The 26,385-nt window shown below is 62.3% G+C and carries 24 protein-coding genes, 1 tRNA gene and 1 pseudogene; 15 read left to right on the top strand and 11 right to left on the bottom strand.

All coding sequences use genetic code 11. The annotated features are described in order from the left end of the window. The first annotated feature begins 191 nt into the window (after nucleotides 1-191). Nucleotides 192-1,325, top strand: a complete 1,134-nt coding sequence (locus ICI42_RS13430) for a glycosyltransferase (RefSeq protein WP_230980351.1) — start codon at nucleotides 192-194, stop codon at nucleotides 1,323-1,325. Nucleotides 1,326-1,345: 20 nt separating this feature from the next. On the opposite strand, the gene ICI42_RS13425 is transcribed toward ICI42_RS13430, so the two are convergent. Together ICI42_RS13425 and ICI42_RS13420 are read right to left on the bottom strand one after the other, a co-directional pair. Continuing rightward, a complete protein-coding gene (locus ICI42_RS13425; RefSeq protein ID WP_188165111.1) occupies nucleotides 1,346-2,386 on the bottom strand; it encodes a glycosyltransferase in 1,041 nt (346 codons plus the stop codon). Next, nucleotides 2,383-3,573 carry a glycosyltransferase family 4 protein gene (locus ICI42_RS13420; RefSeq protein WP_188165110.1) on the bottom strand — a complete coding sequence of 397 codons (1,191 nt, stop codon included), beginning with the start codon at nucleotides 3,571-3,573 and terminating at the stop codon, nucleotides 2,383-2,385. The genes ICI42_RS13425 and ICI42_RS13420 overlap by 4 nt, the downstream gene beginning before the upstream one ends. A gap of 372 nt (nucleotides 3,574-3,945) precedes the next feature. Between ICI42_RS13420 and ICI42_RS13415 the strand changes: the two genes are divergently transcribed. From ICI42_RS13415 to ICI42_RS13390, 6 genes are read left to right on the top strand one after another with little or no spacing between them, the layout of a single operon-like run. Continuing rightward, nucleotides 3,946-4,452, top strand: coding sequence for an acyltransferase (locus ICI42_RS13415; RefSeq protein WP_188165109.1), 507 nt, complete (start codon nucleotides 3,946-3,948; stop codon nucleotides 4,450-4,452). Next, nucleotides 4,449-5,486 carry a Gfo/Idh/MocA family protein gene (locus ICI42_RS13410; protein ID WP_188165108.1) on the top strand — a complete coding sequence of 346 codons (1,038 nt, stop codon included), beginning with the start codon at nucleotides 4,449-4,451 and terminating at the stop codon, nucleotides 5,484-5,486. Before ICI42_RS13415 ends, ICI42_RS13410 begins: the two co-directional genes overlap by 4 nt. After that, entirely contained in the window at nucleotides 5,483-6,586 is a 1,104-nt protein-coding gene (locus ICI42_RS13405; protein ID WP_188165107.1) for a DegT/DnrJ/EryC1/StrS family aminotransferase, read from the top strand. The genes ICI42_RS13410 and ICI42_RS13405 overlap by 4 nt, the downstream gene beginning before the upstream one ends. After that, nucleotides 6,579-7,286 (top strand): acyltransferase, encoded by a 708-nt coding sequence (locus ICI42_RS13400; RefSeq protein WP_188165106.1) that lies wholly within the window; start codon nucleotides 6,579-6,581, stop codon nucleotides 7,284-7,286. Before ICI42_RS13405 ends, ICI42_RS13400 begins: the two co-directional genes overlap by 8 nt. Nucleotides 7,287-7,299: 13 nt before the next feature. Continuing rightward, complete coding sequence (locus ICI42_RS13395; protein WP_188165105.1) at nucleotides 7,300-8,274, top strand: NAD-dependent epimerase/dehydratase family protein; 975 nt, start codon at nucleotides 7,300-7,302, stop codon at nucleotides 8,272-8,274. Then, nucleotides 8,271-9,464, top strand: coding sequence for a DegT/DnrJ/EryC1/StrS family aminotransferase (locus tag ICI42_RS13390; RefSeq protein WP_188165104.1), 1,194 nt, complete (start codon nucleotides 8,271-8,273; stop codon nucleotides 9,462-9,464). Before ICI42_RS13395 ends, ICI42_RS13390 begins: the two co-directional genes overlap by 4 nt. A gap of 192 nt (nucleotides 9,465-9,656) precedes the next feature. Here ICI42_RS13390 and ICI42_RS13385 read toward each other — a convergent pair whose 3' ends face one another. Together ICI42_RS13385 and ICI42_RS13380 are read right to left on the bottom strand one after the other, a co-directional pair. Further along, the gene (locus tag ICI42_RS13385) at nucleotides 9,657-11,195 is read right to left on the bottom strand and encodes an O-antigen translocase (protein ID WP_188165103.1); all 1,539 of its coding nucleotides are present in this window, start codon (nucleotides 11,193-11,195) and stop codon (nucleotides 9,657-9,659) included. A 31-nt stretch (nucleotides 11,196-11,226) separates the two neighbouring features. Continuing rightward, on the bottom strand, nucleotides 11,227-12,546 hold the full coding sequence (locus tag ICI42_RS13380) for a polysaccharide biosynthesis/export family protein (RefSeq protein WP_188165102.1): 1,320 nt from the start codon (nucleotides 12,544-12,546) through the stop codon (nucleotides 11,227-11,229). Between the two features lie 762 nt (nucleotides 12,547-13,308). On the opposite strand from ICI42_RS13380, the gene ICI42_RS23680 reads away from it, so the two are divergent. Both ICI42_RS23680 and ICI42_RS13370 read left to right on the top strand, forming a co-directional pair. Beyond that, nucleotides 13,309-13,800, top strand: coding sequence for a helix-turn-helix transcriptional regulator (locus ICI42_RS23680; protein WP_230980350.1), 492 nt, complete (start codon nucleotides 13,309-13,311; stop codon nucleotides 13,798-13,800). A 297-nt stretch (nucleotides 13,801-14,097) separates the two neighbouring features. Next, a tRNA-Gln gene (locus ICI42_RS13370) sits at nucleotides 14,098-14,171 on the top strand. A 21-nt stretch (nucleotides 14,172-14,192) separates the two neighbouring features. Here ICI42_RS13370 and ICI42_RS13365 read toward each other — a convergent pair. The 3 genes from ICI42_RS13365 to ICI42_RS13355 form a co-directional block, all read right to left on the bottom strand. Next, nucleotides 14,193-14,405, bottom strand: a complete 213-nt coding sequence (locus ICI42_RS13365; RefSeq protein WP_188165101.1) for a hypervirulence associated TUDOR domain-containing protein — start codon at nucleotides 14,403-14,405, stop codon at nucleotides 14,193-14,195. Nucleotides 14,406-14,418: 13 nt separating this feature from the next. Continuing rightward, the gene (locus ICI42_RS13360) at nucleotides 14,419-14,922 is read right to left on the bottom strand and encodes a superoxide dismutase family protein (RefSeq protein WP_188165100.1); all 504 of its coding nucleotides are present in this window, start codon (nucleotides 14,920-14,922) and stop codon (nucleotides 14,419-14,421) included. A 117-nt stretch (nucleotides 14,923-15,039) separates the two neighbouring features. Further along, complete coding sequence (locus tag ICI42_RS13355; RefSeq protein ID WP_188165099.1) at nucleotides 15,040-16,005, bottom strand: lysylphosphatidylglycerol synthase domain-containing protein; 966 nt, start codon at nucleotides 16,003-16,005, stop codon at nucleotides 15,040-15,042. 224 nt (nucleotides 16,006-16,229) lie between these two features. Between ICI42_RS13355 and ICI42_RS13350 the strand changes: the two genes are divergently transcribed. Then, a complete protein-coding gene (locus ICI42_RS13350; protein ID WP_230980349.1) occupies nucleotides 16,230-17,615 on the top strand; it encodes a Ppx/GppA phosphatase family protein in 1,386 nt (461 codons plus the stop codon). Then, on the top strand, nucleotides 17,612-18,364 hold the full coding sequence (locus ICI42_RS13345; protein ID WP_188165097.1) for an RlmE family RNA methyltransferase: 753 nt from the start codon (nucleotides 17,612-17,614) through the stop codon (nucleotides 18,362-18,364). Before ICI42_RS13350 ends, ICI42_RS13345 begins: the two co-directional genes overlap by 4 nt. Here ICI42_RS13345 and ICI42_RS13340 read toward each other — a convergent pair whose 3' ends face one another. Next, nucleotides 18,365-19,771, bottom strand: a complete 1,407-nt coding sequence (locus ICI42_RS13340; protein WP_188165096.1) for an MFS transporter — start codon at nucleotides 19,769-19,771, stop codon at nucleotides 18,365-18,367. It lies immediately after the preceding gene. A gap of 214 nt (nucleotides 19,772-19,985) precedes the next feature. Between ICI42_RS13340 and ICI42_RS13335 the strand changes: the two genes are divergently transcribed. Continuing rightward, nucleotides 19,986-20,963 carry an MBL fold metallo-hydrolase gene (locus tag ICI42_RS13335; RefSeq protein ID WP_188165095.1) on the top strand — a complete coding sequence of 326 codons (978 nt, stop codon included), beginning with the start codon at nucleotides 19,986-19,988 and terminating at the stop codon, nucleotides 20,961-20,963. A 111-nt stretch (nucleotides 20,964-21,074) separates the two neighbouring features. Here the strand turns inward: ICI42_RS13335 and ICI42_RS13330 are convergent, their stop codons facing one another. Both ICI42_RS13330 and ICI42_RS13325 read right to left on the bottom strand, forming a co-directional pair. Next, complete coding sequence (locus ICI42_RS13330) at nucleotides 21,075-22,154, bottom strand: M48 family metallopeptidase (RefSeq protein ID WP_230980348.1); 1,080 nt, start codon at nucleotides 22,152-22,154, stop codon at nucleotides 21,075-21,077. Beyond that, entirely contained in the window at nucleotides 22,144-23,274 is a 1,131-nt protein-coding gene (locus tag ICI42_RS13325; protein WP_230980347.1) for a YjgN family protein, read from the bottom strand. The genes ICI42_RS13330 and ICI42_RS13325 overlap by 11 nt, the downstream gene beginning before the upstream one ends. Before the next feature lie 221 nt (nucleotides 23,275-23,495). Here ICI42_RS13325 and guaB point away from each other — a divergent pair, with 221 nt between their 5' ends. From guaB to ICI42_RS13310, 3 genes are all read left to right on the top strand, one after another. Continuing rightward, nucleotides 23,496-24,998, top strand: a complete 1,503-nt coding sequence (gene guaB / locus ICI42_RS13320; RefSeq protein ID WP_188165093.1) for an IMP dehydrogenase — start codon at nucleotides 23,496-23,498, stop codon at nucleotides 24,996-24,998. Between the two features lie 185 nt (nucleotides 24,999-25,183). Beyond that, entirely contained in the window at nucleotides 25,184-25,723 is a 540-nt protein-coding gene (locus ICI42_RS13315) for a hypothetical protein (RefSeq protein ID WP_188165092.1), read from the top strand. Nucleotides 25,724-25,779: 56 nt separating this feature from the next. After that, complete coding sequence (locus ICI42_RS13310) at nucleotides 25,780-26,199, top strand: MAPEG family protein (protein ID WP_188165091.1); 420 nt, start codon at nucleotides 25,780-25,782, stop codon at nucleotides 26,197-26,199. 12 nt (nucleotides 26,200-26,211) lie between these two features. Here ICI42_RS13310 and ICI42_RS13305 read toward each other — a convergent pair. After that, a pseudogene (locus tag ICI42_RS13305) lies at nucleotides 26,212-26,385 on the bottom strand (IS630 family transposase); the annotation flags it as partial.

Raw genomic sequence — 26,385 nt, 5'->3', positions numbered from 1 at the left:
CTCTGATCTCCTTGGCGGTTCTGCCGCAGCCGACCATCATCGCTCGGGCCGCACGAATGAACCTGACCGTTGGGCCATGCCTGTCCTCATTTTGTGGGAGGTTCCTACCCCTTGCGACCCCCCCGGTGGTCATGGGACGCTCTTGCCGACAACGACTTGGGACTCCGGCACCTCGAACGCTCGGCACCGCTATGGCTTCCATCTCAGGGCATGAACCCATCAGTCTCGCTGCCGCCGCCCGGCGCATGCGCGCGCTGTATCGAAAGCTGTCGGACAATGCCGAACATCGCCAGCGCGGCAGGCTTGTCGCCAGTATCGTTCATGGTTCGCGGAGCTCGACGCCAACCGTCTATTTCCTGACGCCGGACTTCGACAGTCCCGCCGGCGGCATTCGTGTGATTTACCGGCATGTCGACATTCTCAACGCAGCAGGCATAAACGCCCGGGTGCTGCACCAGAAGCCCGGCTTCCGCTGTACCTGGTTCGAGCATGAAACCAAGATCGTCGATGTGGGCCATGCCACAATTTCGGAAGGCGACCTGTTGGTCGTCTCCGAACTCGAAGCGGAGCTGCTGAAGCGGCTGCCTTCCGGCACGCGGCATGTCATTTTCAACCAGAACAGCCATCTCACCTGGCAGCGGGCAACCACGCCGTTTCCGTCTTCGCACGGTTACAATCCTGATTTGGTCGGCGTCGTCACCGTCTCCGATCACAACCGCGACATGCTGCGTTGCCTGTTTCCGGGCTGCTTGATTCATCGCATTCACTTGAGCATCGATCCGCTTGTTTTCAGGCGTGGAATAGATCCTGCGCCTCGGCGCATCGCCTATATGCCGCGTCGCGGCCGCGACGATGCCCGGCAGGTGTTTGAGATGCTGAACGGGCGCGGCGCGCTCGACGGTTGGGAGCTTTGCGCGCTCGACCGGCTCAGCCATGCCGCCGTCGCCGAAAGACTGCGCGAAACGCGCATCTTCCTGGCCTTCACCTATCAGGAGGGGTTCGGCCTGCCCGCCGCCGAAGCGATGGCTTGCGGCAATTACGTTATCGGTCACCATGGCTTTGGCGGGCGGGAGTTCTTCAAGCCTGACTTCAGCGCCACCGTGGCGGCCGGAGACGTGCTCGGTTTCGTCCACGAGATCGAGGCGGCGGTCGTGCACGACCACGAAGATGCGATGTGGTGCAGGGATCGTGGACGCAAGGCGTCAGAGTTTATCCATGCCGAATATGCACCTAAGCGTGAGCGCGAGGATGTCACCGGCCTCTATGCCGAAATGCTCGGTCTGACGACCGCACATGAGCAGGCGGTCTACGCTTCGGCTTCCTGATTTTAAGCAGTATCATGGTCTCAGCAGACCCCGGTGCGACACCATTTGCGCCAGGCCAACCGATCCTGCTGGCGCCGGATCTGGGCATGGCCATGCCCGAGCAGGGTGGAAAGCGCGCCGCGTTTCTCGCCGGCGAGGCTATCCAGCCGACGCCATGCCCGGCTCGATACAATATCGGGATAGAGCTCGCGGGCAAAGTCACCGTACTCGCCTACCCCGTCGGGGGTAGCCTTGCCGGTGTCGATCAACTGGCAGGCGTGGCGCAGCGCCGTCATTGCCAGGCTTCGCTGCGCGGTTTCGAGAAGATAGGCTGCGCCGGGAACCTCGCCGGCCTCGGCTGAAAAGGCGGAGACAAACGCGTCACGCCGCGCCTTCAGGTCGAACAGGAAACCGGAATAAACGGTTCGGTGCATGTTCTGGGCATGGACCCGGTAATAGGCCTGGTCGGAGCCATTGACGCGCCCGATGTCGGAAATGGCGGCTACCCGCAGCCACAGTTCCATATCGGCGGAATGCGGCAGAGACGCCTTGTAGCCGCCAAGCCGTTGCTGGATGCCCATGCGCATCACCACCTCGGGGCAGAGGATGAAATTTCGCCCCGCGCTGCATGTGCTTGCGATCCAGTCCTGGCCTCGCCAGAGGCTCCAGCCGGTATCCTCGGTGCGGGCAGGGGGAAGATCGTCGCCATAGACCGGCATCGCATAGCCATAGGTCAGGCCGACCGAGGGATGGAAGTTCATCAGCGCCGTGGCGCGCGAAAGGCAGCCGGGCGTCAGCAGGTCGTCTGCCGAGAGCAGCACGAAATAGTCGCCTTCGGCCTGCTCGATACCCTCATTGTAGGTAGCGATATGCCCCTTGTTCTGGATATGGCGGATGAATGTGACTCGCGCATCCCGTTCCGCCAGCTCGCGGCAAACCTCGGGCGTATCGTCCGACGACTGGTCGTCAATCACCAGCACGCGCACGTCAACGCCCTCCTGCGATAGAGCGCTGCCAACACATTGGCGCAGATACCGGCCGTAATTGTAGCAGGGAATGACGACCTGAACGGTGCTCTTCATGCCGGCACTCCGGGCCGGGCCTTTTCGGCAAGGGCGACCTCCATCAAAAGGCGTCCGAGCTTTTGCGTCTGGGTGGCTGCATCGTGATGGGTGACGGCGCGGTTTCTGGCTGCGCCACCCATCGACCGGCGCAACGAAGCATCCGAGGCCAGCCGTTGCATCGAGGTTGCCATGCCGTCCAGGTCGCCGGGGCTAAGCAGGAAGCCTGTTTCGCCGGGAACGACCTGATCGGCTATGCCGCCGATCCGCGTCGCCACGACTGGCAGGCCGCAAGCCATCGCCTCGATGATCGACACGGGCGATCCCTCTTTGATCCGCGAGTGCTGGATGAACACGTCGTGTTTGGGAAGCTGTTCGGCAAGCCTGGCTTCGTCGATGAAGCCGTGGAAGGTCACTCTGCCCCTTATGCCGAGCTTGTCGACCAAGGCCTTCAGGGCGTCGCGTTCCACCCCGTCGCCGAAGATGCTCAGCCGCGCCTTTGGGTGCTTTGCTGCGACCCGCGCAAAGGCAGTGATGGAAACGTCGCAGCCCTTCTCCTCCGAAAGCCGCGAAACCATCACGAAACGCAGGAGGTCGTCGGGTTTTTCGGGGATGGGCTGAAAGATATCGGTCGGCGCGCCGCAGGGAATGTAATGGATTTTGTCGGCTGGCATGCCGTGCTGAATGAGCCAGTCCCTCTCCGCATGAGTGACCACCACCACGGCGGCGAAGTCGTCGATGCAGCGGTAAAGGCTCCAGCGATACCAGCGATTCGCGATGAAGGAAAAATCGCCGTGGAAATAGGCAACCACAGGAATGCCGGCTTCACCAGCGGTGGGCAGAAGCCGCATGGCGATGTCGCCGAAATTGCACAGCATCACATCCGGCCGGTCACGCCGGAACAGCTCCCGCAGCCGCATCCGCTCGTCGCCGATGGCGGCATAGAAGCTGCCGTTGAAGATCGCGCGTGAGCGGTAAAGCCAGCGGCCGTCATTGTGATAGGGCGCAAGCTTTCCCGGTATGAGATGCTCGCGCACGTCGGGTGTCGGCTGGGTGTCGGCGTTCTGTCGTTCCCAATAGACGATCTCCTTGCGAAAGCCCTGAAAGCCCACGACCTGCCGCCACATCCAGGGTTGGCCGGCCGCGCCGAAGACACGGGTCGCAATCATCAGTTTGGGCTGCCTTACGGCGCGCGGCATCACGTTCATCGTCGGCCTGCTCCGGGACTTCGCCGGGCTCGGGCTCCGGCAGTGCATCGATTGTGTTCGAGAAAGTCATAGACCAATGCGCCGCGCTCCGAACTTTAGGCTTAAGAGGTTGGCCCGGGGTAGGGGCAGCAGGCAGACCGTATTTTTTGGGTGATGCCGCCTCCGCAGGGGCACGATCTATATCGTCCGATCTATCCCTAAGGCCTCCCATGTCTAAGCCTTTCGGCGGGCGGCTTACCGCGTTTGCTTTGCTTTACTCGGCACGGGAAAAGCTCTCAGCTTGCCGTCAACTCCCGGCTTCAAGTCCACCATGCAACGGCGTCAGCGCCGACGTGTAGAAGGCAATGCCGGGGCCGATTGGGGGTTTGCGGAATGATTGCCTCGAATGTCGTCCTGGGTGAGGGCGTGGTCGTCCACCATCCGGATCTGGTCAACCTCTACGGATGCAGCATCGGCCCGGGCACCCGGATCGGCACCTTCGTTGAGGTCCAGAAGAATGCCTTCATCGGCAGGAACTGCAAGGTGTCCAGCCATTCCTTCATTTGCGAGGGCGTGACGCTGGGCGACGGCGTGTTCGTCGGCCATGGCGTCATGTTCACCAACGACCGCCACCCGCGCGCAGTCACCGCCGATGGGCAGTTGCAGACCGACGACGACTGGGCGGTTATCCCGACGATCGTCGGCGACCGCGCCTCCATTGGCAGCAATGCCACCATCATGCCGGGCATCACCATCGGCGAGGGCGCCCTCGTCGGCGCCGGGGCGGTGGTCACCCGGAGCGTCCCGGATTACGCAGTGGTCAGCGGCGTACCTGCCGTCATCGTCGGCCGGGCAAAAGACGCACCTCACAAAATCCACGTCCTGGAGAGCGTACGATGATCGGAATCGCCGTTGTCGGCTATGGTTATTGGGGCCCCAACCTCGTCCGCAACTTCGCCGAGGTGCCCGGCGCGCGCCTTGTCACTGTCTGCGACCTCGACCGCGACAAACTCAAGACCGTGCAGGCGCGTTATCCCGGCGTGTCGATCACCGACGACCTCGACGAGGTGCTGCGCAATCCAGCCATTGACGCCATCGCCATCGCCACCCCGGTCAGCAGCCATTTCCGCATCGCGATGAGCGCCCTCATGGCCGGCAAGCATGTCTTTGTCGAAAAGCCGATAGCAGCCTCCGCCGAGGAAGCTGAGCGCCTGGTTGACGAGGCGGCCAAGCGCCGTTTGGTGCTGGCCGTCGACCATACTTTCGTTCACACCGGCGCCGTGCGGAAGATGCGCGAACTCGTCACTGGCGGGCTCGGCGAAATCTACTACTACGACTCGGTGCGGGTGAATCTCGGCCTGTTCCAGCACGACATCAGCGTCATCTGGGATCTGGCGGTGCACGACCTGTCGATCATGGATTTCGTGCTGCCGTCGCGCCCCGTCGCAGTGTCGGCCACCGGCATGAGCCATGTGCCGGGCGAGCCCGAAAACATCGCCTATCTCAACCTGCTCTTCGACAACAACATGATCGCCCACATCCACGTCAACTGGCTCGCGCCGGTCAAGGTGCGGCGAACATTGATCGGCGGCAGCCGGAAGATGATCGTCTATGACGATCTCGAGCCCAGCGAAAAGATCAAGGTCTACGACAAGGGCATCACCCTCGGAGACTCTGCAACCGCCAAGGGCGACAAGGTCTATCAGGCGCTTGTCGGCTACCGCACAGGCGACATGTGGGCGCCGCATCTCGATGTTGCCGAAGCCCTCGGGCTGGAATTGCGCGAATTCGTCAAATGCATCGAACACAACGAGACGCCGATCGCCGACGGCCAGGCCGGCTTGCGTGTCGTTCGCATTCTGGAAGCCGCCAGCCTGTCGCTGTCCCAGCGCGGGCGGCTGGTCGAACTCGAACAGATGAGGCGCGTGGCATGATCCCCTTTCTCGATCTCAAGGCGCAATATGCCGGCATCAAGGCCGAGGTCGACGCGGCGGTGCTGAACGTGCTTGCCTCGGCGCATTACGTGCTGGGACCGGAGGTCGAAGCCTTCGAGCGCGAATTCGCGGCCTATTGCGGCGTCAAGCATGCGATAGCCCTCAACACCGGCACCAGCGCCCTGCATCTCGCCCTGCTTGCCGCAGGCGTCGGCCCAGGCGACGAGGTCATCACCGTGCCCTTCACCTTCGTCGCCACCGTGTCCGCCATCTGCTATACCGGTGCGACGCCGGTTTTCGTCGATATCGAGCCGGTCACCATGACCATGGACCCCGCCCAGCTCGAAGCGGCGATCACGCCCAGGACGCGGGCGATCATGCCCGTTCACCTCTATGGCCAGATGGCCGACATGGATCCGATTCTCGAAATAGCCGCGCGGCACGGCATTCGTGTCATCGAAGATGCTTGCCAGGCACATGGCGCTGAGTATCGCGGCAAACGCGCCGGCAGCATGGGCGCCAGCGGCTGTTTCAGCTTTTATCCGGGCAAGAATCTCGGCGCCTGCGGGGAGGGCGGCATCGCCGTCACCAATGACGACCGCCAGATGGAAAAAATCCGCATGCTGCGCGATTGGGGCCAGGAACGGCGTTACCACCATCTCCTGAAAGGCTTCAACTACCGCATGGATGCCATCCAGGGCGCGGTGTTGCGGGTGAAGCTGCGCCATCTCGAAAGCTGGACGGAAGCCCGGCGCGAACATGGCGGGCACTATACGCGGCTTCTTGGCCACTCGCGCCGCGTCACCGTGCCGGCTGAAGTCACAGGGCGCAGGCACGTCTATCACGTCTATGCGGTTCGAACGCCGGACCGCGACAGCCTGCAGCGGACGTTGCAGGAAGGCGGCGTGCAGACCAACCTGCATTACCCCATTCCGGTGCATCTCCAGGCAGCACATATCGACCTTGGCTACAAGCGGGGCGATTTCCCGGTTTCGGAAGCGGCCGCCAGCGAGGTGCTGTCGCTGCCGATCTACCCGGAAATGACGCCGCGCCAGGTCGAGAGCGTTGCCGCCGCTGTGGAGCAAAAAGCCTATGCTTAGCAGCACCAACGGCAAAACCCGCATCGTCGCCGCCGTCCACGGGCGCGCCGGGTTGGCTGAGGATCCCGACTATGAGCTCGGGCTATCCGAAATGCTCAGAGCCACCTATGGCATCGGCGGGCTTGTCGAGTTGCACGCACGTTTCGCTGCCGGCGACGGGCCGCTCGATACCATGATGCGCCGGGCTATCTGGCGCGCGCTTGCGAGACGCTGCGGCGCGGGGCTTCAGGTGGCAGGTGCTGCCGGGTTCAAGCATCCCGAAACGTTCGATATCGGCAACCGCGTCTTCATCGGCGCGCAGGCCTACATCCAGGGCCGGTACGACGGCACCTGCGTCATCGGCAACAATGTCTGGATCGGACCGCAGGCATTTCTCGATGCCCGCGACCTGGTCATGGAGGACTTCGTCGGCTGGGGCCCGGGCGCCAAGATCCTTGGGTCGGCCCACAGCGGCAGTCCCGTCGACGTGCCGATCGTGCGCACGGATCTCGAAATCAAGCCGGTGCGGATCGAGGCATGGGCTGACATCGGCACCAACGCCACCATTCTTCCCGGAGTCACGGTCGGCAAGGGCGCCATTATTGGCGCAGGTGCGGTGGTCACGGAAGATGTCGCGCCGTTTTCGATCGTGGCGGGTGTGCCAGCAAGATTCCTGCGCTGGCGAACGGATGCTGATGTGACGCGGATGACCCCGTCATGAGGAGGGCAATTTCATGCAAGACAAGCGCATTCTGATCACTGGCGGCGCGGGCCTCATCGGATCGCAAATCGCCGAACTGGTCGCCGGGGAGCGGCCGCGTCAGATCATCATTCTCGACAATTTCGTCCGTGGCCGCCGCGAAAACCTGCGTGACGCCATGGACAAGTTCCCGCTGACGGTCGTCGAGGGAGACATCCGTGACCGGGCCTTGCTGGCGCGCCTGTTTGCCGGCGTTGACACCGTTTTCCATCAGGCCGCCATTCGCATCACCCAATGCGCGGAAGACCCCCGCCTGGCTTTCGACGTGCTGGTCGGCGGCACATTCGACGTTCTTGAGGCGGCGGTGAACGCCAAGGTCTCCAAGGTCGTGGCCGCTTCGTCGGCCTCGGTACTCGGGTTGGCCGACACCTTCCCCACGACCGAAGAGCACCATCCCTATCACAACCGCACCATCTATGGTGCGGCCAAGACCTTCAACGAAGGGCTGTTGCGCTCCTTCGCCGATATGTACGGCCTGAACTATGTCGCGCTGCGCTATTTCAATGTCTACGGCCCACGCATGGATATCCATGGCGTCTACACGGAAGTGCTGATCCGTTGGATGGAGCGTCTTGCCGTCGGCGAAGCGCCGATCATCTATGGCGACGGACTGCAGACGATGGATTTCGTCCATGTCCACGACATCGCCCGCGCCAATGTCCTGGCGGCCAAATCGGACGTTACCGACGAGGTCTTCAATGTCGCCAGCGGAACCGAAACCAGCCTGCGCGATCTTGCTTTCATGCTGGGCAAGGTCATGGGCACACCCATGGAGCCCGTCTTCCTACCGGCGCGGGCCGTCAATGGCGTCACGCGACGCCTGGCCGACACGCGCAAAGCCAGAGTGATGCTGGGCTTCGAGGCCAGGATCCGGCTAGAGGATGGCCTTCGCGATCTCGTCAACTGGTGGCGCCGCGAACGCGCGCCGGTTCAGGCGGCGGCAGAATGAGCACTTCGTTGAAAACCGTACCCGTCGCCAGGCCCGTCCTCGATGGACGCGAGGTCTCCGCCGTCAGCCGCGTCGTCCTGTCAGGCTGGGTCACGCAAGGGCCGGAGGTAGCCGCCTTCGAGTCCGAGTTCGCCGACCTTGTCGGCGCGCCCTACGCCTGCGCGGTTTCGAACTGTACCACGGCGCTGCACCTGGCGCTGTTGGCGCTGGGCGTCAGCCCCGGCGACGAGGTCATCACCGCCAGCCATTCCTTTATCGCCACGGCCAACGCCATCCGCTATTGCGCCGCTACGCCTGTCTTCGTCGACATCGAAGCCCAGGGTTTCAACATCGATCCGGCCTTGGTCGAGCAAGCGATCACGACGAAGACCAAGGCCATCCTCTGCGTCCACCAACTCGGCATGCCCTGCGATCTCAAGACCATCGTCGAAATCGGCAGGCGCCATTCAATTCCGGTCATCGAGGACGCGGCCTGCGCTATCGGCAGTGAAATCCTCTGGGATGGACGCTGGGAAAAGATCGGCAAGCCGCATGGCGACATTGCATGCTTCTCCTTTCACCCGCGTAAGGTGGTCACCACCGGCGATGGCGGCATGCTGACCACCGCAAATCCTGAATACGACCGCGAGTTCAGGCTCTGGCGCCAGCATGGCATGAGCGTGGCCGACACAGTGCGCCACAGCTCCGCCAAGGTCATCTACGAAAGCTATCCGGAAATCGGCTACAACTATCGCCTGACCGATCTCCAGGCCGCCATCGGCCGAGAGCAGTTGCAGAAGCTGCCCGCCATCATCGCCCGCCGACGGCAGATCGCAGCCGAATACACCGCAAGGCTCCAGGAAATCCCTGGTGTCGAAACCCCGGCCGAGCCGGACTGGGCGCGCAGCAACTGGCAGAGCTACTGCCTCACGCTTCCGGCCGATTGCGACCAGCGCCAGGTCATGCAGGATTTGCTCGACCGGGGCGTTTCCACCCGGCGCGGCATTATGAACAGCCATCTCGAAGCCGCCTATGGCGACCCGACATCCTTCAGGCAGGGGTCAAGCCTCGTACGCAGTGAGCACGCCCAGTGCGGCTCGATCATCCTGCCTCTTTTTACCCAGATGGCCGAGGACGATATTTCCCAGGTCGTCGACGCGCTGCACGCATGCCTCGGCAGCACCCCGGTCATGCACGCCGCCGCGCAGTAGCACATCGAATATACCCCACTCCTACCTCCTCCCCACAAGTGGGAGGGGGACTTTTGCGCAGCATGACGCGCAACGGCAGAACCTTAAAACAAACGTTGGTGCAGGCGTTTCCCCCCCCCCTGTGGGGAGGGATCAGGGGTGGGGGTCAATCGTCGAAAGCGCAGCCTTCCGAGGCGATCCGCTCAGCCAGCCTCACATCAATCGCGCCATCCATGGCCTGATTGCCGCGGGAAACGTATCGGGCGGAAGCAACCGCGCAAGTTCCCTCAGAGCATACAATCCCGTCGCCGTGCTCAGGGCGAGACCCAGGGCGGTCGCGCTCCAGAATGGCAAGACCATGAATCCGCCGAACACCATGCTTGCGGCCGGCACGAAGATGAGTGCGAGGCGCAGGTTGAACCGAGACCAGCGGAAGCCGCTCAGCCTGCGTACTAGAAGATAGATCACCGTGCCGTGCCAGATATAGAGGCCGAAAAAGGCCATTGCCGCCCCCGGAAGGCCGAAGGGGCCAATGAGCAGCCAAACCAGGCCGACATGAACGGCCGCCGCCGCAACCTCCGTCCAGAAGAAGATCTGCCGCGCGCCCTTGGCGAGCACGATGAAGCCCATCGGCCAGGCCACGGCGCGCAGCATCATGCCAAGGCAGATCCAGCGCAGAAGGTCGACCGCAGGTTGGAACGCGGAGGAGTAGAAAGCCGTCATCACCAGTGGCGCCAAAGTCAACGTACCGACCACGCCAGGCCCGGCGAGAAGGATGCTGACCTGGATCTGCTCGTTGACCAGGCGGTTGCACTCGGCATCGTCATGGGCCGCCGCCGTCAGCCTCGGATAGAAATCCGTACCCATCGCCTGCAGGATGAAGCCGGCGTAAAGCCCGCCCAGCGCCCAGGCGGCTTGATAGAGACCTGCCGCGGCAAATCCCTCCTGCTGCAAAACGATGATCCGGATCGCATAGGCGGCTCCCACCGTCAGCAGACCGCTCGCCATGAAGACGACGCCCATCTTCAGAAGCGCGTTGGCTTCGGAGACCGTTTCTCGTGCGCCGACCGGGGAGGGGGCAAGCCTGACCTTCCGGGCATACCACCAACTCGTACCGGTCGAAATCACCGCCATCAGCACCAGCGATGGCACGATGCCTTCCGCCCCGAAAAGATAGATCAGCGGAATCCCCACGACGGTGCTGAACAGCGCAGCCAATATGTTCAGTGACGCGAGGTCTGAAATGCGCCGCATCCCCTGGATCAGCGCCGTCTGGCCGGCAGAGACCACGCGAAAGAAAACGGCCGCCGACAACAGCACGACGCCTGCGGCGTGCGTGTGGTTGCCAAAGGTGAGAGTGGCAATGGGAAACGCGAACAGCGCGAGCAGGAGTGCGCCTACCAAGCCGAGGATGAAGGACACGCGCCGCAAGGTGGTTGCGGTCTTCGCGATACGCGCTTCGTCCTCAGTGCCGGCGGCTTCGGCGATCTGGCGTACGCCGCTTGCCTGGATGCCCATGCTTGCAAGCGTCTGCGCGAAATCGGCGATCGAGGTGTAAAGCCCGATCAGGCCGACGCCTTCCGGCCCCAGGAGCAGCGCCATAGCTTTGTTGCGCAGAATGGCGAAGCCGATGGTGATGACCGACGACCCGCCGATCACGGCGGTGGATTTCAGGATCTGCGTGTAGGACTGGCTGCCGCGCGAGGCCCTTGCCGGAATATCGCGACCATCATCCACCGGCTGGACCGTCATGACGCGAAAGCCCCGTTCTTGCCGTTGCCGGTCATTGCGTGACGGTATTCGCAGACGCCGGCCGCTGCTCCGGCTTCGCCGCACCTGACGACATCAGCGCTTCCGGCGGCAGGCTCGACACCACCTTGACCACGTCGCCGGGCAGCAAAACCGTGGAATCGGAGGCGTCGAACACGCTTTGCGCCGGGCCCTGCGGGCGTGTGATCGTATAGGTGGTCTGGGCCTCTTCGTCATTTGCCGCCGTTTTGCGGCTGGAGGCCAAAAGGTCGAGCAGGAGCTTCTGCGTGACCTCCCTGTTCAGGTTCAGCTTTTCCAGGTTGGCTTGTTCGGCCTGCATCTGTGCGGCGATCTCGGTTTGCTGCCGATCGCGCAGACCCTCGAGATTACGGGTCGCTTCGCTGATGTTCTGCCGCGCCCGCATGATGGCCGTGATCTGGTCGAGCCGTTCGGCGCGGTAGCTCGCCAGGCTGCGTTCCAGATCGGACTGCCGCGAAGCCAGCGCGATACCTTTTTCGACCAAGGTCTTGATGTTGCCGAGGTCGGCCTCCGCCGTCTTGATGCTGACTTCCGCGGCCTTGATCTTTTCTTCCAGCACGCCGATCTCGGCGTTTAACAGGTCGCGCAGCTCGGCGAGCGACTTGGTCTGGCGCTCGATCTCATTGGCTCGCGACGAAAAGATGATCCGTTCCTGCGCCGTGATCTGGTTGACCTTGTCGGCCGGCGCCGTGCCGGTCAGCGAAGGGGGAAAGTCGATCTGTTGCGCGCCACTGCGCTCCGCTTCGAGACGCGCGAGGCGCACCTTGGTTCGGAGCAGGTCGATCTCGATGCCCTGGAGCTCGCCTACGAGCTGGATTTCGTCCTTCGAGCGCTGTTCGGAGCCGCGCAGTTCGCCACCGCCCAGCGCCACCGCCTTCAGGACGGTCAGCCCGGTGCGGTAGCGGTATTCGCCGGGTGCCGTAACGTCGCCGACGATGTAGATCGGCGGATACTCGACGATTTCCACCGTTGTATCCGGCCTGGTGACGAGTCCCGTCTTTTTCTGCAGGCGTGCGGCGATCTCGTTTGCGAGTCCGCTGCTGTCGAACGTACCGACGTCGATAGGCCCGACCACGGGCAGCACCAGCGTGCCGGCGTCCGACACGGTGAACTCTCCGCCCAATGCGGCCCACTGTTCATAGGCGCCCTTGATCGGCATCCATTGCAGCACGGTCACGCGCAACCGTGTCTGTGGCGCTATCCGGTCAGAGGCGCTCAGTGCCGGACCTGCCATACAGACACTGCCTGCAACGACAGCGCCCACGAGAAGCAGCCGCGCGAGTCTTTCCGTCGTGGTGAGGCGATACCGTGTCATCGATGGCTCCGTTCGAGCTGTTGCATGGGCGGTTGCACCGCCGGCAGTGGTGATCGCGTGGGCGAGAACCGGCAAGAGCTAGATAGCCGCCCGATTGCAATGTGCCGCTTTGCCGGATGCTTGATAAGATGACGACCTGGCAGAATGCTTCATTCAAACGATGTATGCGGCCACCATCCCCACCGCCGAAATGGGCAGCGATTGTGTGCCTCCGTGCCTCGCAGCTTACGCACCGCACGTCTGACGCAGGTTCAAAGAATCGCAGCCAATGCCTGCGCCGGGCTTCCGGAATCCGTGTGCAGCAGTCGCAAGCGGGCGCATTCAGTCTATGGAATAGGCTGGCACGCCGTTTGGATAGGCACCTCGCTCCCCGGTGTGCAGAAAATTCGCCCTAAAGAGTCGTCGATACCACCATTGCGCAGTCGCAAGCGCGGCGCGGCGGCACCTATGATGCGCATGCTTCGGCGAGTGCTGTACCAGTCGTCCGTGCGCCAAATCACGGAGGTTGATTTGACCTTGGCAGAGACTAGATCGAGACCGGTCGGCGACGAGAGCATACCGCAACAGCTTGTTCGCACGATACTCATATTAACCAGTTCGGGGACAGATATAGATGGCATAGCATCCTTGCTCGCAGCCTCCATCCCAGGGGTAGTCGTTCTCAAGATCAACGACCTTGGGGCGGCTTGCCGGGCATTCGAGTTTCCCGTCGGACTGATCATTATAGATTTCAAGTTGCTCAGGGCAGCCGAGACGGCCTCCTTGAGGTTGTCCAGCTTTCATCCCGATGCGATGGTCGCGCTGCTGGAACCGAGGGATCAGTCGCCTGACAGCTTCGTGCCGAAAGTGTTCGCATCGCGCTTGGTGCGCAGCGTGCTTCCCGCCAATCTCAAGGCAGGGATCATGATTTCCATCGTTCGCTTCATGCTGTCGGGCGGGGAGTATTTCTCCTCGAAGCTCCTGCGCTACTACGTCAAAAAGGCGGCGTTGGGCAGTTCCGAGGGCATGCAGGATCGCCAGTTTGGGGAGAGCGCCTTCTCGCGGCCCATGCAGGTCAGCGACCTCACGCGACGGGAGCTCGAAATCCTCGAACTCGTTTCGCGCGGCATGCAGAACAAGATGATCGCAACGCAGTTCAGCCTGTCCGAACACACCGTAAAGATCCATCTCCATAACATCATCAGCAAACTCGGGACCAGCAACCGGACGGAGGCAGCCGCGCGCTTCCGCGACTATAAGGCCGCCGCCGATTGAGCGGACGGTCACTGTATTCTCTCACCGCGCAACGCGGCGCTTTGGCCGGCTGCGCCGCTCCGTGGATGAGCTCGAAGAAGGCTGGGCACAGTATGCGGTTTCGAACCGGAGATGCGAAGCCGGCACCTTTGTCCGGCTCTCTCAGACAGGAAAATGCAAAACCCGCCACGATTGGTCTTGCGCCTGTCGGGCAATCTGGTATGACGGCCTCCGAAACGAGACGGGGCTTTGGCTCCATTGGCAGAAGACGCGTAAGCACTTTTGCACTACCGTCAAAGTCTTGTTCTTAAAGGCTTTTGGGGAATAGGTTAACGGTAGACCCACGGACTCTGACTCCGTTAGTCCTGGTTCGAATCCAGGTTCCCCAGCCACTTGATTTCATTGAGCTTTTTCTATTTTGCTTTGCGCAGCTCGTCCGGCTTGTGCGCCGCGCGCTTTCCGGACTTCTCACTCTCCACAATATATTGCGGATCGTCTGTCGATGCCGCGACCGTATGACCCTTGATGCTGGTGCGCGAGGTCTGCTTGCGCACAACCTTGCCCTTCGTCTCGCCCTGGCTCGTGTCCCAGGCCACCTTGTCGCCCTTGTCGAATGATTTCGGCACGGCGTCCTTCCTCTTATTCGATCACCGCGCAGGCCTGCCGGTTGCCGGCGTCGCCGGTCGGCTGGGTCTTGTAGTCGTCCTTGCCGCCATGGATCATCAGCGCCTTGCCGCGAATGGCGTTGTCGCCGTCGTCCAGCGTCACCATGGGGTTGAACACCTGCGCCTCAAGCTTGCCGTCCGCTCCGACGTGCTGGTTGGGCATATCGCCAGCATGTGGACCGTTGGCGGCGAGATAGCCGTGCTCGGCATTGGTCGGGTTGAAGTGCCCGCCCGCCGAATCATGGGCAGTCGTGTGGTCGCAGACCCCGGTTTGATGGACGTGGAAAGCAACCCACTGTCCCGCAGGGAGACCACTTATGGACAATTCGATCAGGACACCGCCCGGCGTTTGCGTCAGCGTCGCCTCACCGTTTTTCTCGCCCGACATGTTGATGAAATTGGCCTTGGCGGTTTCCTGCGCAAGCGCGGGCGCGGGCAGGGCGAGCAGCAGGCAAGCAGTCAGGCTCTTGAAGGACATGAGGTTTCTCCGATTCGGACGATTGATACTCTCATCCGAACCAGCGACACGGCGTATAGTTCCAGGCACGGTTATGTGATCGCTATCCACGCGTGCCGGAAAGAGATTTTCGCGATTTCAGAGTGCCTTGTCCAACGGCACCGGTTCAGGCGATTTGCCGCGCCGCCACCATTGCGACCGCTCGAAGCCGATCACGGCGATGAGTCCCAGAATGAACGGCACGATCAGATAAAACAGCCGGAAGACGAGCAGCGCGGCGATCACGGCATTGGGATCCATGTCGGAAAGGCCGAGCAGAAACACGATTTCCAAGACGCCGAGACCGCCCGGTGCATGCGATATCAATGCTGCCGAAAACGAAACCAGGAAGATGCCGAGCACCATGATGTAGCCGGGGTTGTTTTCCGCCGGCAGCGCGAAATAGATGATCGCGCCTGCCGCCAGAAGCTCCAGCGGCCCGACGATCAACTGGCGCGCAACGATCGGCAGGGCAGGGTATTGCAGGCGGAAGCTGCCTATGTTGAGCGGTCTCAGGCCGATCCAGCTGCCCAGGACGTAGAGTCCGACAAGGGTCAAACCCAGAAGGCCGAGCCCGACCGACATCATCGCATGCGTGCCTTCGATGAAGCGGCTGAGCATGTCGGGGACCAGCAGCAGCACCACCGCCGAGACGAGGATCGTCGAAATCAGGAAAGTCAGCGAGCACAACGCTACCAGAACGCCGACTTCCTGTCCGGTCAGGCCCTTGCTGCCATAGGCGCGATAGCGGATCACGGCCCCGGACAGGACCGAGCCGCCGATATTGTGAGCCAGCGCGTAGGTCGTGAATGAGCAGATCGTAACGAAGACCCAGGAGATTCGCCGGCCCAGATGCAGCAGCGCGATGTGGTCGTAGCCGGCCAGGGCTGCATAGGCGGCAATGGAGGCGAGGGCCGAAAGCAGCCAGGCGTGCAGCGGAATGGAGGTTAAGCTGTCCCAGACGTCATCGAGCGAAAGCCCGCGCCACTCGTGATAGAGCAGCCAGACCGAAAGTGCGACTGCTCCCAGGCCGATCACCGGCCAGATATAATCCTTTATCTTCATGCGCTCGTGAAGTGTCCGTTCCCAAACCTGTTTCCGGCGGGAGTTCATCTCCCGACGCATTGTCCCCGCAGTAGAAATGCCCCATCGCGGCGTTCGGTTCAACCCGGCCTGTTACAATGTGAAAACTTCCGTGCGCATAGACCCGCAGGAATTTCGATTGGGTCCGACTCGGGTCTTGGTGATTTCCGCTGCCGCTGCTACTCTGTCCTCAACATGGAACGATAATGCGCCTGCGGCGTCCGAAAGGTTCGCGCGGCGTCGGAAGGAATAAGAAGGTGAGACACCGCAAGTCCGGCGCCAGCGCGCCGGGTGCGGGCGTTACGGCTGCAGAGCAGGCGCCGCCGCGCGTCGGCTCTCGCCAGCGCCGCAGAAGAAAGTCCGCGTCTCAGCCCGGTGCTCCGGCACCGGCTCAAGCCGTCACAGACCCGCTGAAGCAGAAGAAGCGGCGCAAGCGTAGGCGCGGCCGAAAGGTCTTCGCCAATGGTGCAGCATCCGAGCGCCTGTCCCCCTCCGCTGCTGCCGCGCCTGTCGCGGCGGTTGAACGCTCGGCGGTGTCGCGAGATGCAAGGCCGGAAATCAAGCCCGCTTATTCTGATGACCGTTTCGAACTGCCGGTTTTCGCTGCGCTCGACCTTGGCACCAACAATTGCCGGCTGTTGGTAGCGGTACCGAGCCGGCCTGGCCAGTTTCGCGTCATCGATGCTTTCTCGCGAATCGTCCGGCTGGGCGAAGGGCTTTCGGCCAGCGGCCGGCTCAGCCAGCCGGCGATGGACCGTGCCGTCGAGGCGCTCAAGATATGCGGCGAAAAACTGCGCAATCGCAAGATCCGCAAGGCCCGACTGGTCGCCACCGAGGCTTGCCGCTCGGCTGAAAACGGCGCCGAGTTCATCGACCGCGTCGAGCGCGAAGCCGGCCTGCGCCTGGAAATCATCGACCGCCGCACCGAAGCCCGCTTGGCTGTCTCCGGCTGCGGCTCGCTGGTCGATCGCGGCACCAAAGGGGTCGTGCTGTTCGACATTGGCGGCGGTTCTTCCGAAATCGCGCTGATAGACGTCTCGTTGCAGCGTTCGCCGCGTCTGGCCAATCACATCGTTTCGTGGACCTCCCTGCCGGTCGGCGTCGTCTCGCTCGCCGAGCGCTATGGCGGCCGCGATGTCACGCCGGAAGTTTTCGCCGCCATGGTGGACGATGTCGCCCAAAGGCTGCAGGCTTTCGAGGGGCGTGATAAGCTTTCGCATCTCGTGTCGGGTCCGGATTTCCACCTGCTCGGCACCTCCGGAACGGTGACGACGCTGGCGGGCGTGCATCTCGATCTTGAGCGCTACGACCGTCGACGTGTCGACGGTTTGTGGATGGACCGCGACAATGTCGACAAGATGGTGGCAAAGCTGTGCGGCTGGAATTTCGACGAGCGCGTCGCAAGCCCCTGCATCGGCGCCGACCGCGCCGACCTGGTGCTTGCGGGCTGCGCCATTCTCGAGGCCATTCGCGTCACCTGGCCGTCAACGCGGCTGCGCGTGGCCGACCGTGGCTTGCGCGAGGGCATTTTGAGCGAATTGATGGCCGATGACGGCGTCTGGCGGCGTGACCGTCAAAGGGTTCAGACATGAAGAAGCCGGAAAAGCCAACCAGCGGGGCGCGTGTACTGCGCACCAAGATCAAGAAGAAGAGCGGTCTCAAGGAATCCTCGCGCCGCTGGCTCGAACGCCATATGAACGACCCCTATGTCCAGCGGTCCAAGGCCGACGGCTACCGCTCGCGCGCGGCCTACAAGCTCACCGAGATCGACGACAAGCACAAGCTGCTCAAGCCCGGCATGAAGATCATCGATCTGGGTGCCGCGCCCGGCGGCTGGTGCCAGGTCGCCGTCGCTCGCGTGAAGTCGACGGCGGAAGCGCCGCGTGTCGTCGGCATCGACTATCTCGAAATGGATGCCGTGCCAGGCGCAGTCATTCTGACGATGGATTTTCTCGACGACGAGGCGCCCGCGAAACTGGCCGAAGCGCTCGGCGGCCCGCCCGATTTCGTCATGTCGGACATGGCCGCACCAACCACCGGCCACCGCCGCACCGACCATCTGCGCACCATGCATTTGTGCGAAGTCGCGGTCGATTTCGCAATTTCGGTGCTCAAACCGGGTGGGCATTTCCTCACCAAGACCTTCCAGGGCGGAACCGAAAACGAGCTTTTGGGCCAGCTCAAGCGCCATTTCCGCACCGTGCAGCACGTCAAGCCGCCGGCCTCACGCGACGAATCGGTCGAGCTCTATCTCCTGGCGAAACATTTCAAGGGCAGGCAGCCGGGCATCGAAGACGCCGATGTCGAGCCCGAGACGGATCGGGAACAGGACGGGGAGTAGTTACTCCGCCGGCGCTTCCTCGGCGCGGTCGGCCAACCGGTGTCCGGAAATCGTATTGCCGGCATCCGACGGCAAAAACAGGAACCAGAACACCGAGAGCCCGGTGATGGCCGCGATTGTCAGGAACGAATAGGTGAAGGCGATCATGCTGATGCCTTGGCCGGTCAAAAGCCCGAACATCTCCAGCGCGCCGCCGCCCACTGCGACACCGATAGCCACCGAGGTTTGCTGCGCCACCGCAGCCATGGCGGTCGCTTGGCCGGTCTCCTTGGTGTCGATGTCGGAAAACACCAGCGCATTGGTGGAGGTGAAGAACAGCGAGCGCAGGAATCCGGCGCAAAACAGGATGCCGATCATCACCGTATAGGGTGTTTCGGGGGTAAAGAACCCGTTCAACGCGATCAGGAACGCGCTGACCACCGATGCGCTCGCCAGCACGGTGCGGAAACCGAACCACCGCAGCAACTGTGGTGCGATGAACTTCATGGCGAGCGCGCCGCCTGCCGACGCGAAGGTGATCATGCCAGACTGGAACGGTGTCATGCCGAATCCAAGCTGCAGCATCAGTGGCAGAAGGAAGGGAATGGCCCCTGCGCCGATCCGGTAGACATTGCCGCCGACGATCGCAGCGCGAAACACTTGCCGGCGCAGCAGCTTTAGCTCCAGAAGCGGGTATTGCGTGCGTTTGGCATGCCGGACGTAGAGTGCTGCGCTTGTGACGCCCAATGCCAGCGTGAGGATGCCGACAATGGGCGGCAGGGCCGGCAGACTGATCACTGAGAGGCCGAAGACGATGCCAGACGCCGCGATGCCCGACAGGAACAGGCCCTTGACGTCGAGCTTGTTGGCGCCCTCCGAGGGAATGTGGGGCAGGAAGATGCCGGACAGGACGATGCCGGCAAAGCCAATGGGCACATTGATGAGAAAGATCCAGTGCCAGGAGAAATAGGTGGTGATGAAACCGCCGACCGGCGGGCCGGCCAAAGGACCGATCAGGCCGGGGATCGTCAGCCAGGCCAGCGCCGAAACGAGCTGGCTCCGTTCCGTCGCGCGGACCAGCACCAGCCGAGCAATCGGTGTCATCATCGAGCCGCCGACGCCCTGCAGGAATCGACTTCCGACGAACTGCAGCAGCGAGTCCGATAGCGCGCACAGCACCGAGCCGACCATGAAGACCAGGATCGCGCCGCGAAACACCCGTTTGGCGCCGAAGCGGTCGGCCATCCAGGCGCTGATCGGAATGAAGATTGCCAGCGACACGAGATAGGCGGTCAGCGCCAGCTTAAGCGCAATCGGGCTCGTGCCGATATCGGCAGCAATCGCCGGCAGCGACGTCGCGATCACGGTCGAATCCATGTTCTCCATGAACAGGGCGACGGCGAGGATGAGAGGGATAGTGCGGTTCACGAAACTTCGGCTGATGAGTCTACGGCAAGGCGCGCCGTTTGTTATCACGGAATCACCGGCGGTCCTATGGTGCGCAAGACATCGTTGATGCCGACTAAGGTGTCGAGGAGGACCGGGTTCCACCCGTTCAACAATATTTGAACCGGCTGGTGTTTGCCCTTTCGCTGTGCTGCCCGACATTAGTTGCGAGTTGGGAAAACAAGAAGGATTGGCGATGGTTACGGTGGATAGGCGCAGTGCGTTCAAGCTTGGGCTCGCGGGTGCCGCGGGCGTGGCGATGTCACAGATCAAAATCGGCACATCTCATGCGCAGGCAGCAGCGTCGACTGAGGAGAACCCGGGCTTTTACCGGTTCAAGCTCGGAGATTTCGAGGTCATCAGCATTCAGGACGGTATTCGCGTCGCCGACGGTCCGCACCCTACTTTCGGCTCGGATCAAGAGGCGGCTGAAGTGGCGGCTCTGCTCGAAGCCAATATGCTGCCGTCCGACAAATTTGCCAACGGGTTCACCCCCGTTCTCATCAAGGCGGGCGATGACCTCGTGCTGTTCGATACAGGCTTCGGCGCCGCCGGCCAGGCCAATGGCCTTGGCAAGCTCAAGAGCCGCATGCAGGCGGCGGGCTACAAGCCCGAGGACGTCAGCATCGTCGTCATCACCCACATGCATGGCGATCATATCGGTGGCCTGATGGAGAATGGTGCGCCGGCCTTCGCCAATGCCCGCTATGTCATGGGCCAGACCGAATATGATTTCTGGACCGCCCCGGACCGCCTCTCCGGTCCGACCGAAGGCAATGCCAAGGCGGTTGCGGCCAACATCAAGCCGCTGGCAGAGAAAGCCACCTTCATCGGCGACAATGGCAGCGTCGTCAGCGGCATCACCGGCATCGCAGCACCCGGCCATACGCCCGGACATATGGTCTTCAACGTCGAGTCGGCAGGCAAGCGGCTCGTGCTCACGGCCGACACCGCCAACCACTATGTCGTCTCGCTGCAGAAGCCCGATTGGCAGGTGCGGTTCGACATGGACAAGGAAGCTGCGGCCGCCACGCGCCGCAAGGTTTTTGGCATGATCGCCGCCGACAAAGTGCCCTTCATCGGCTACCACATGCCGTTCCCTTCGGTTGGCTTTGTAACCGAACGCGACGGTGGCTTTTTCTACACGCCGGCGAGCTACCAGTTCGATATTTGAGACAACTGGACAAGATGCGGCCATTTTCCCTCTCCGGGGAGATGGCCGTTTCACATCCCAGGCGCGCCACAGCAAAGCCTAACCTTTAGAAACCGCTGAGGGAGCCGTCTTCTACTTCCCCGCCGCTTCAATTTCCTTTGCATAGCGCCGCGTTTCAGCGATGCGTTCCGGCGTCGCGGGATGAGTCGACAGAAAGTCATCGCTGCCGGTATCGCCGAGTTTTTTCTGCAGCAATTCGAAGAACCGCGCCACCGCCGCCGGGTCGCGCCCGGCCTTGTGCATCAATTCGACACTAAAGCGGTCGGCTTCGCGCTCCGCGCCGCGCGAATGGGACAGCGCCACAAGGGCGGCGCCTTGCGTCAGCAGATCCTCGGTGCCAGCGCCGATGTCGCCGCCGATCAGCATGATCAGCCCGGCGGTGCCTGCGGCCTCGTAGAGTTGGCGAAGGCTGTGCTCGTGGTCGACATGTCCGATTTCATGGGCGAGCACGCCCAGCACTATCTCGTCGTCGCTGCCGGCAAGTTCGACCAGTTCGTCGGTCAGTACCACCGTGCCGTCAGGTAGGGCGAAGGCATTCGGGCCGATCGAACCGCCACGTCGAAAATTGAGCGTATAGGCGGGACTCCCGGGTGTTTGCGTCTCCCCACGCGGCGTCAGAGCGCTCAGCTGGGAAAAGCCGTCGGACAAAGCCTTCCGCCGCGCCTCCGGCAGGGTGCTTTCGGCAAAGACCGAATTGTCGAGAGAGACCATCACGCTCTGGCTGATCGCTGTTGTCACCGCCGGCGGCGTCGCCCAAATCGCAACCTCGACCAGTGCCGGCACGGCGTAGCGGTAGATCGCCACGCAGAAGACGATGGTTAATAGCACGAACGCAATGAGCCGGGGTCGGAACTGCTCGAGCCCACTGACTACGCCGGCGGTGCGGCTGCCTGCGCCTCGAAGCAGCCTGTCGATGCCATCATTGTCCTTGGTTTCGAATACCGAGCCGTCGGGAAAGGTGACGCGGCGGGCAATCGACCCGATGCGGGCCGAGACATCCGCGTCACGCAAGGGAGCGGTTGCAAGCGTATGAGCTTCGGCGTCGAGTACGGCTGCGATGAAGGCTTCGTCGACCTCCAGCCTCGCTTCCTTGGCCCGAGCCTGGCCGGCCTCGCGCCACAGGCCGGTCAGCGCCGGCGTCTCAGAAGCCAAGGTCGAACCCTTCGACGTCGAGGAACTCCGAACCGGTCGCCCCACCTTCCGCGCGCAGGCCGCTGACATAGCTGTCGAGCGAGCCTGTGGTGTCGAGCCAGGTGACGACGGAAAGATAGCGCGCCATACGGATCGCCGCCCATGGCCGTGCAAGACCCAGTGTCATTACAGTGACGAACAGGTTGGAGAACCAGATCCACGCAAATCGCCCGCGATGGATCTGTGAGGAAAGCGCATGGCGACCGTCGATCACCGTCTCGCTGAGGGCGACGTTTCGTGTGCCGGCGCGGTAGAGCAGGGCGCTCAGCATGTACATCAAAGCGAGTGGGATGAAGCCGAGATAGATCAGACCGACGAGAACATAGATCGGGAAGCCATTCTCGTTGTCAGGATCGAGCCGGTCCAACACTCCTTCGGGCAGGAAGGCGCCGGCAAGATAGGCGGCCGCGATGGCGAGGGCGACCATGGCAATTGAGCCCAGCACGAAGACGATAGCCGGGAGCCACCATTGCCCGTAGAGCTTTTCGAGCCTGGGATCGCAGCTGATCGGTCGGTCGCCATAGCGCAGATTGCCCAGCATGTAGTTCCAGATCCACTGCGAGGCGAGCGGGGCAAGGAAGCCGAGCGTACCATAAATCAGCGCGCCGCCGAGGATGTAGGCACGGAAGGCACCCCAATAGCCGCCGGTGAAGTCGAAACGCACATTGCGGTAGGTCGTTACCCTGACGCTGAAACGCAGGCCGCGCATAATCAGCCATGGCACTGCGAAGATCGCGACGATGATGATGATGATGCCATAGACCGAGGCGACGGTCAGGATCACATTATAGGCCACCAGCAGGACCAGCACGATGATACGCCCGACAAGGATGCGCATTGGCTTGGCGTGATATTCAAAGGTGCCGCCGGCCAGATGTGTATTGCCATAGAAATAGCGCTGTCGCCGCACCTTGGCCCAGGCCGAATAAATGCCGAGCGTGACGATCGTCAGAAGCACGTTGACGATCCAGATACCGAAATATTCCCTGGCGGTGCCGGTAAAGGCGAAGGGCTCGCGTGTGACCGACGAGGGCGCCGCGGCTGGGCTGAGCGCCATCTGATCTTGGAAGGTTGCGTTCATGGAATCCGGCGGAAAGGCGAAGGTTCTTTGCGCTGCAACCTTGCCGAGAAATCAGGCGCTGACAAGAGGCAAAGCTGAGTCGAAACCTGAAGTTTCTCTGTCATGCCGCGCTTTTCAACGGGCGTCAGACGTGTTACCAGCCAGCGCCAATCCTGAAAGGGAAAAGAAGAGTCGGCGCTGTGACCCAAGTGCAGCGCCCTTTTTGCATTTCGAGGCTGGCCATGGCGAAAATCATTGAAACTGTAACCGGCGCATTGGCGCTCACCTTTGACGACGTGCTCTTGCAGCCCGGTCATTCCGAAGTGATGCCTGGCGAAGTCGATATCCGAACCCGCATCGCCGGTGATATCGAACTCAACGTGCCCATCATCTCGGCTGCTATGGACACAGTGACCGAAGCACGGCTTGCCATTGCGATGGCGCAGGCCGGCGGTATCGGTGTCATCCACCGCAATTTCACCCCTGCCGAGCAGGCCGAGCAGGTCCGCCAGGTCAAGAAGTTCGAATCGGGCATGGTCGTCAATCCGGTGACCATCGGACCGGAGGCGACGCTGGCCGATGCGCATGCCTTGATGCGCTCGCATGGCATTTCCGGCATTCCGGTCGTCGAGAACGGTGGCAAGGGCGGACAGCGCAACGGCAAGCTTGTCGGCATCCTGACCAACCGCGACGTGCGCTTCGCCTCCGATCCGTCCCAGAAGGTCTACGAACTGATGACCAGGGAAAACCTGATCACGGTGAAGGAAAACGTCGATCAGAACGAGGCCAAGCGCCTTCTGCACAAGCATCGCATCGAAAAGCTGCTGGTCGTCGACAATGCCGGCAACTGCGTCGGGCTGATCACCGTCAAGGACATGGAGAAGTCGCAGCTCAACCCCAACGCCGCCAAGGACGCGCAGGGCCGGTTGCGTGCCGCGGCCGCCACCAGCGTGGGCGATGACGGGTTCGAGCGCGCCGAGCGTCTGATCGATGCCGGCGTCGATCTTTTGGTCATCGACACAGCCCACGGCCATTCGCAGCGTGTCCTCGACGCGGTAACCCGGGCGAAGAAGCTGTCCAACTCCCTGCGCATCATGGCCGGCAACGTCGCCACTGCCGCGGGCGCCCAGGCGCTGATCGATGCGGGGGCGGACGCCATCAAGGTCGGCATCGGACCGGGCTCGATCTGCACCACGCGCATCGTCGCCGGTGTCGGCGTGCCGCAGCTTTCCGCCATCATGTCGGCGGTGGAAGCCGCGCAGAAATCCGATGTCACCGTTATTGCCGATGGCGGCATCAAATATTCCGGCGATCTGGCCAAGGCGCTCGCCGCAGGCGCGGGTGCGGCGATGATCGGCTCGCTGCTGGCAGGCACCGAGGAAAGCCCCGGCGAGGTCTATTTGCACCAGGGGCGCTCGTTCAAGGCCTATCGCGGCATGGGCTCGGTGGGCGCCATGGCGCGGGGTTCAGCCGACCGCTACTTCCAGGCGGAGGTGCGCGACACGCTCAAGCTCGTGCCCGAGGGCATCGAAGGCCAGGTACCCTACAAGGGGCCGGTCTCGGGCGTGCTGCACCAACTCGCCGGCGGTCTGAAAGCCGCGATGGGCTATGTCGGCGGCCGCGACCTCGCTGATTTCCGCGAGCGTGCTACCTTCGTGCGCATCTCCAATGCCGGTCTGCGCGAAAGCCATGCGCACGACGTGACGATCACCCGCGAAAGCCCCAATTATCCCGGCGGCATGTAAGCCGCCTCAGAACCGCTGCCGTTGGCGGCTAAGCAGCCAGCCCGTCCTGTTTAGGATTTGGGAAGCGATGGGTGGTAAACCCTGTGCAACGGCACAGCGTGCCGTGCCGGCAAATGCTGGTTTCGGATAGCTGAGTAGAAGATGAGCATTGTGCGTTCGCACGGCCTCGACAAGGGCAAACCGGCATGATTGCGCGGCTTTGGCGCCATGCCGGCCCTTTGACCGTGGCGACTTTGGCCGTCCTGGCCATTATGGTCCTGTTGGAGTTCTTCTATTTTCAATCGTTGAGCGGCGGTCTCGCGTCGCTTGCATGGCGGCCTTTCGGCTTTGCGCCGCAGCAGGGTATCGAGTGGCTCACAGCCCTTGGCCCACGCGGCGCGGAAGCCATTCTCGTATGGCACTATCTCAGCATCGACCTGTTGTTTCCGGCGCTCTTGTCGTTGACGCTGATCAGCCTTCTGCTGCATGCGGCCCATGACGTCGCAGCCTTCAAAGCGATATCGCCGAACCGCCGCGCCACCGTGGCTCTTGCGCTGGTTCTTCCCTATACGGTTGCCAACTATGCCCAGAACGCGGCTGTTGTCCGCGTGCTGTCCGATCCGCTCAGCGCCAATGCCGATACGCTGGCTTTGGCTTCGATGCTGGGAATGCTCAAATACGCGCTGCTGGCCGTGCCCTTATTGGTGCTGGGCTGCCTTGTAGCAGTGCGACGTCCGAAGCGTTGAAGTCCGTGAACGCGTCTTCCGCGTATGAGCAGTAGGCTTCACACAGGAGAGGGCGCTTGAATCAGACTGCGATCTTTTGGCCGGTCATCGCACAGGCCGTGCTGACCTTCATCGCCTATTTTGTCATGTATTCCCGCCGCATGCAGGCGGTGAAATCCGGAGCGGCTGATTTGCGGACGTTCAAACGTCGAAACGCCGAGCCGGAGGCCAGCGAGACGGCTGCCAACAACATTTTGAGCCAGTTCGAGCTGCCGGTGCTGTTCTACGTCGTCTGCCTGTCGCTCTATGTCACGAACGGCGCATCCTACGTCGCGCTGCTTCTGGCCTGGCTGTTCGTCGCATCGCGCTATGTGCATGCATACGTCCACATGACCAGCAATCGCCTGCTTTACCGGCGGCCAATCTTCATCATCGGCTTCGTCGCGGTTATACTGATGTGGCTGTGGTTCGCGCTGCACCTTCTGGCCGTTGTCTAAAGCGTGTCGCACTTAATCGGCCTCATATCCGGCAGCCTTGAAAAAGTTTCGGCATTGTGTTGTGTCGAAGAGGTCACAGATATCGCCGATTGCATGGCATAGGGCGTCGAACGTTCGCGCGGCCCTCTTGCGCAGCAACGCCTTGAGCTTCGAGAACGCCATCTCGATCGGGTTCAGGTCGGGCGA

The organism is Oryzicola mucosus (assembly GCF_014534685.1).
GTDB classification, from domain to species: domain Bacteria; phylum Pseudomonadota; class Alphaproteobacteria; order Rhizobiales; family Rhizobiaceae; genus Oryzicola; species Oryzicola mucosus.
Note: the sequence above shows the minus strand (reverse complement) of the source record. Positions and strands in the feature narration are given on the sequence as shown.

Excerpts from the sequence above, each read along its gene's own strand:
- ICI42_RS13430 (WP_230980351.1), top strand. The coding sequence starts at position 192 with ATGGCTTCCATCTCAGGGCATGAACCCATCAGTCTCGCTGCCGCCGCC.
- ICI42_RS13425 (WP_188165111.1), bottom strand. The coding sequence starts at position 2,386 with ATGAAGAGCACCGTTCAGGTCGTCATTCCCTGCTACAATTACGGCCGG.
- ICI42_RS13420 (WP_188165110.1), bottom strand. The coding sequence starts at position 3,573 with ATGAACGTGATGCCGCGCGCCGTAAGGCAGCCCAAACTGATGATTGCG.
- ICI42_RS13415 (WP_188165109.1), top strand. The coding sequence starts at position 3,946 with ATGATTGCCTCGAATGTCGTCCTGGGTGAGGGCGTGGTCGTCCACCAT.
- ICI42_RS13410 (WP_188165108.1), top strand. The coding sequence starts at position 4,449 with ATGATCGGAATCGCCGTTGTCGGCTATGGTTATTGGGGCCCCAACCTC.
- ICI42_RS13405 (WP_188165107.1), top strand. The coding sequence starts at position 5,483 with ATGATCCCCTTTCTCGATCTCAAGGCGCAATATGCCGGCATCAAGGCC.
- ICI42_RS13400 (WP_188165106.1), top strand. The coding sequence starts at position 6,579 with ATGCTTAGCAGCACCAACGGCAAAACCCGCATCGTCGCCGCCGTCCAC.
- ICI42_RS13395 (WP_188165105.1), top strand. The coding sequence starts at position 7,300 with ATGCAAGACAAGCGCATTCTGATCACTGGCGGCGCGGGCCTCATCGGA.
- ICI42_RS13390 (WP_188165104.1), top strand. The coding sequence starts at position 8,271 with ATGAGCACTTCGTTGAAAACCGTACCCGTCGCCAGGCCCGTCCTCGAT.
- ICI42_RS13385 (WP_188165103.1), bottom strand. The coding sequence starts at position 11,195 with ATGACGGTCCAGCCGGTGGATGATGGTCGCGATATTCCGGCAAGGGCC.
- ICI42_RS13380 (WP_188165102.1), bottom strand. The coding sequence starts at position 12,546 with ATGACACGGTATCGCCTCACCACGACGGAAAGACTCGCGCGGCTGCTT.
- ICI42_RS13360 (WP_188165100.1), bottom strand. The coding sequence starts at position 14,922 with ATGTCCTTCAAGAGCCTGACTGCTTGCCTGCTGCTCGCCCTGCCCGCG.
- ICI42_RS13355 (WP_188165099.1), bottom strand. The coding sequence starts at position 16,005 with ATGAAGATAAAGGATTATATCTGGCCGGTGATCGGCCTGGGAGCAGTC.
- ICI42_RS13350 (WP_230980349.1), top strand. The coding sequence starts at position 16,230 with ATGCGCCTGCGGCGTCCGAAAGGTTCGCGCGGCGTCGGAAGGAATAAG.
- ICI42_RS13345 (WP_188165097.1), top strand. The coding sequence starts at position 17,612 with ATGAAGAAGCCGGAAAAGCCAACCAGCGGGGCGCGTGTACTGCGCACC.
- ICI42_RS13335 (WP_188165095.1), top strand. The coding sequence starts at position 19,986 with ATGGTTACGGTGGATAGGCGCAGTGCGTTCAAGCTTGGGCTCGCGGGT.
- ICI42_RS13325 (WP_230980347.1), bottom strand. The coding sequence starts at position 23,274 with ATGAACGCAACCTTCCAAGATCAGATGGCGCTCAGCCCAGCCGCGGCG.
- guaB (WP_188165093.1), top strand. The coding sequence starts at position 23,496 with ATGGCGAAAATCATTGAAACTGTAACCGGCGCATTGGCGCTCACCTTT.
- ICI42_RS13315 (WP_188165092.1), top strand. The coding sequence starts at position 25,184 with ATGATTGCGCGGCTTTGGCGCCATGCCGGCCCTTTGACCGTGGCGACT.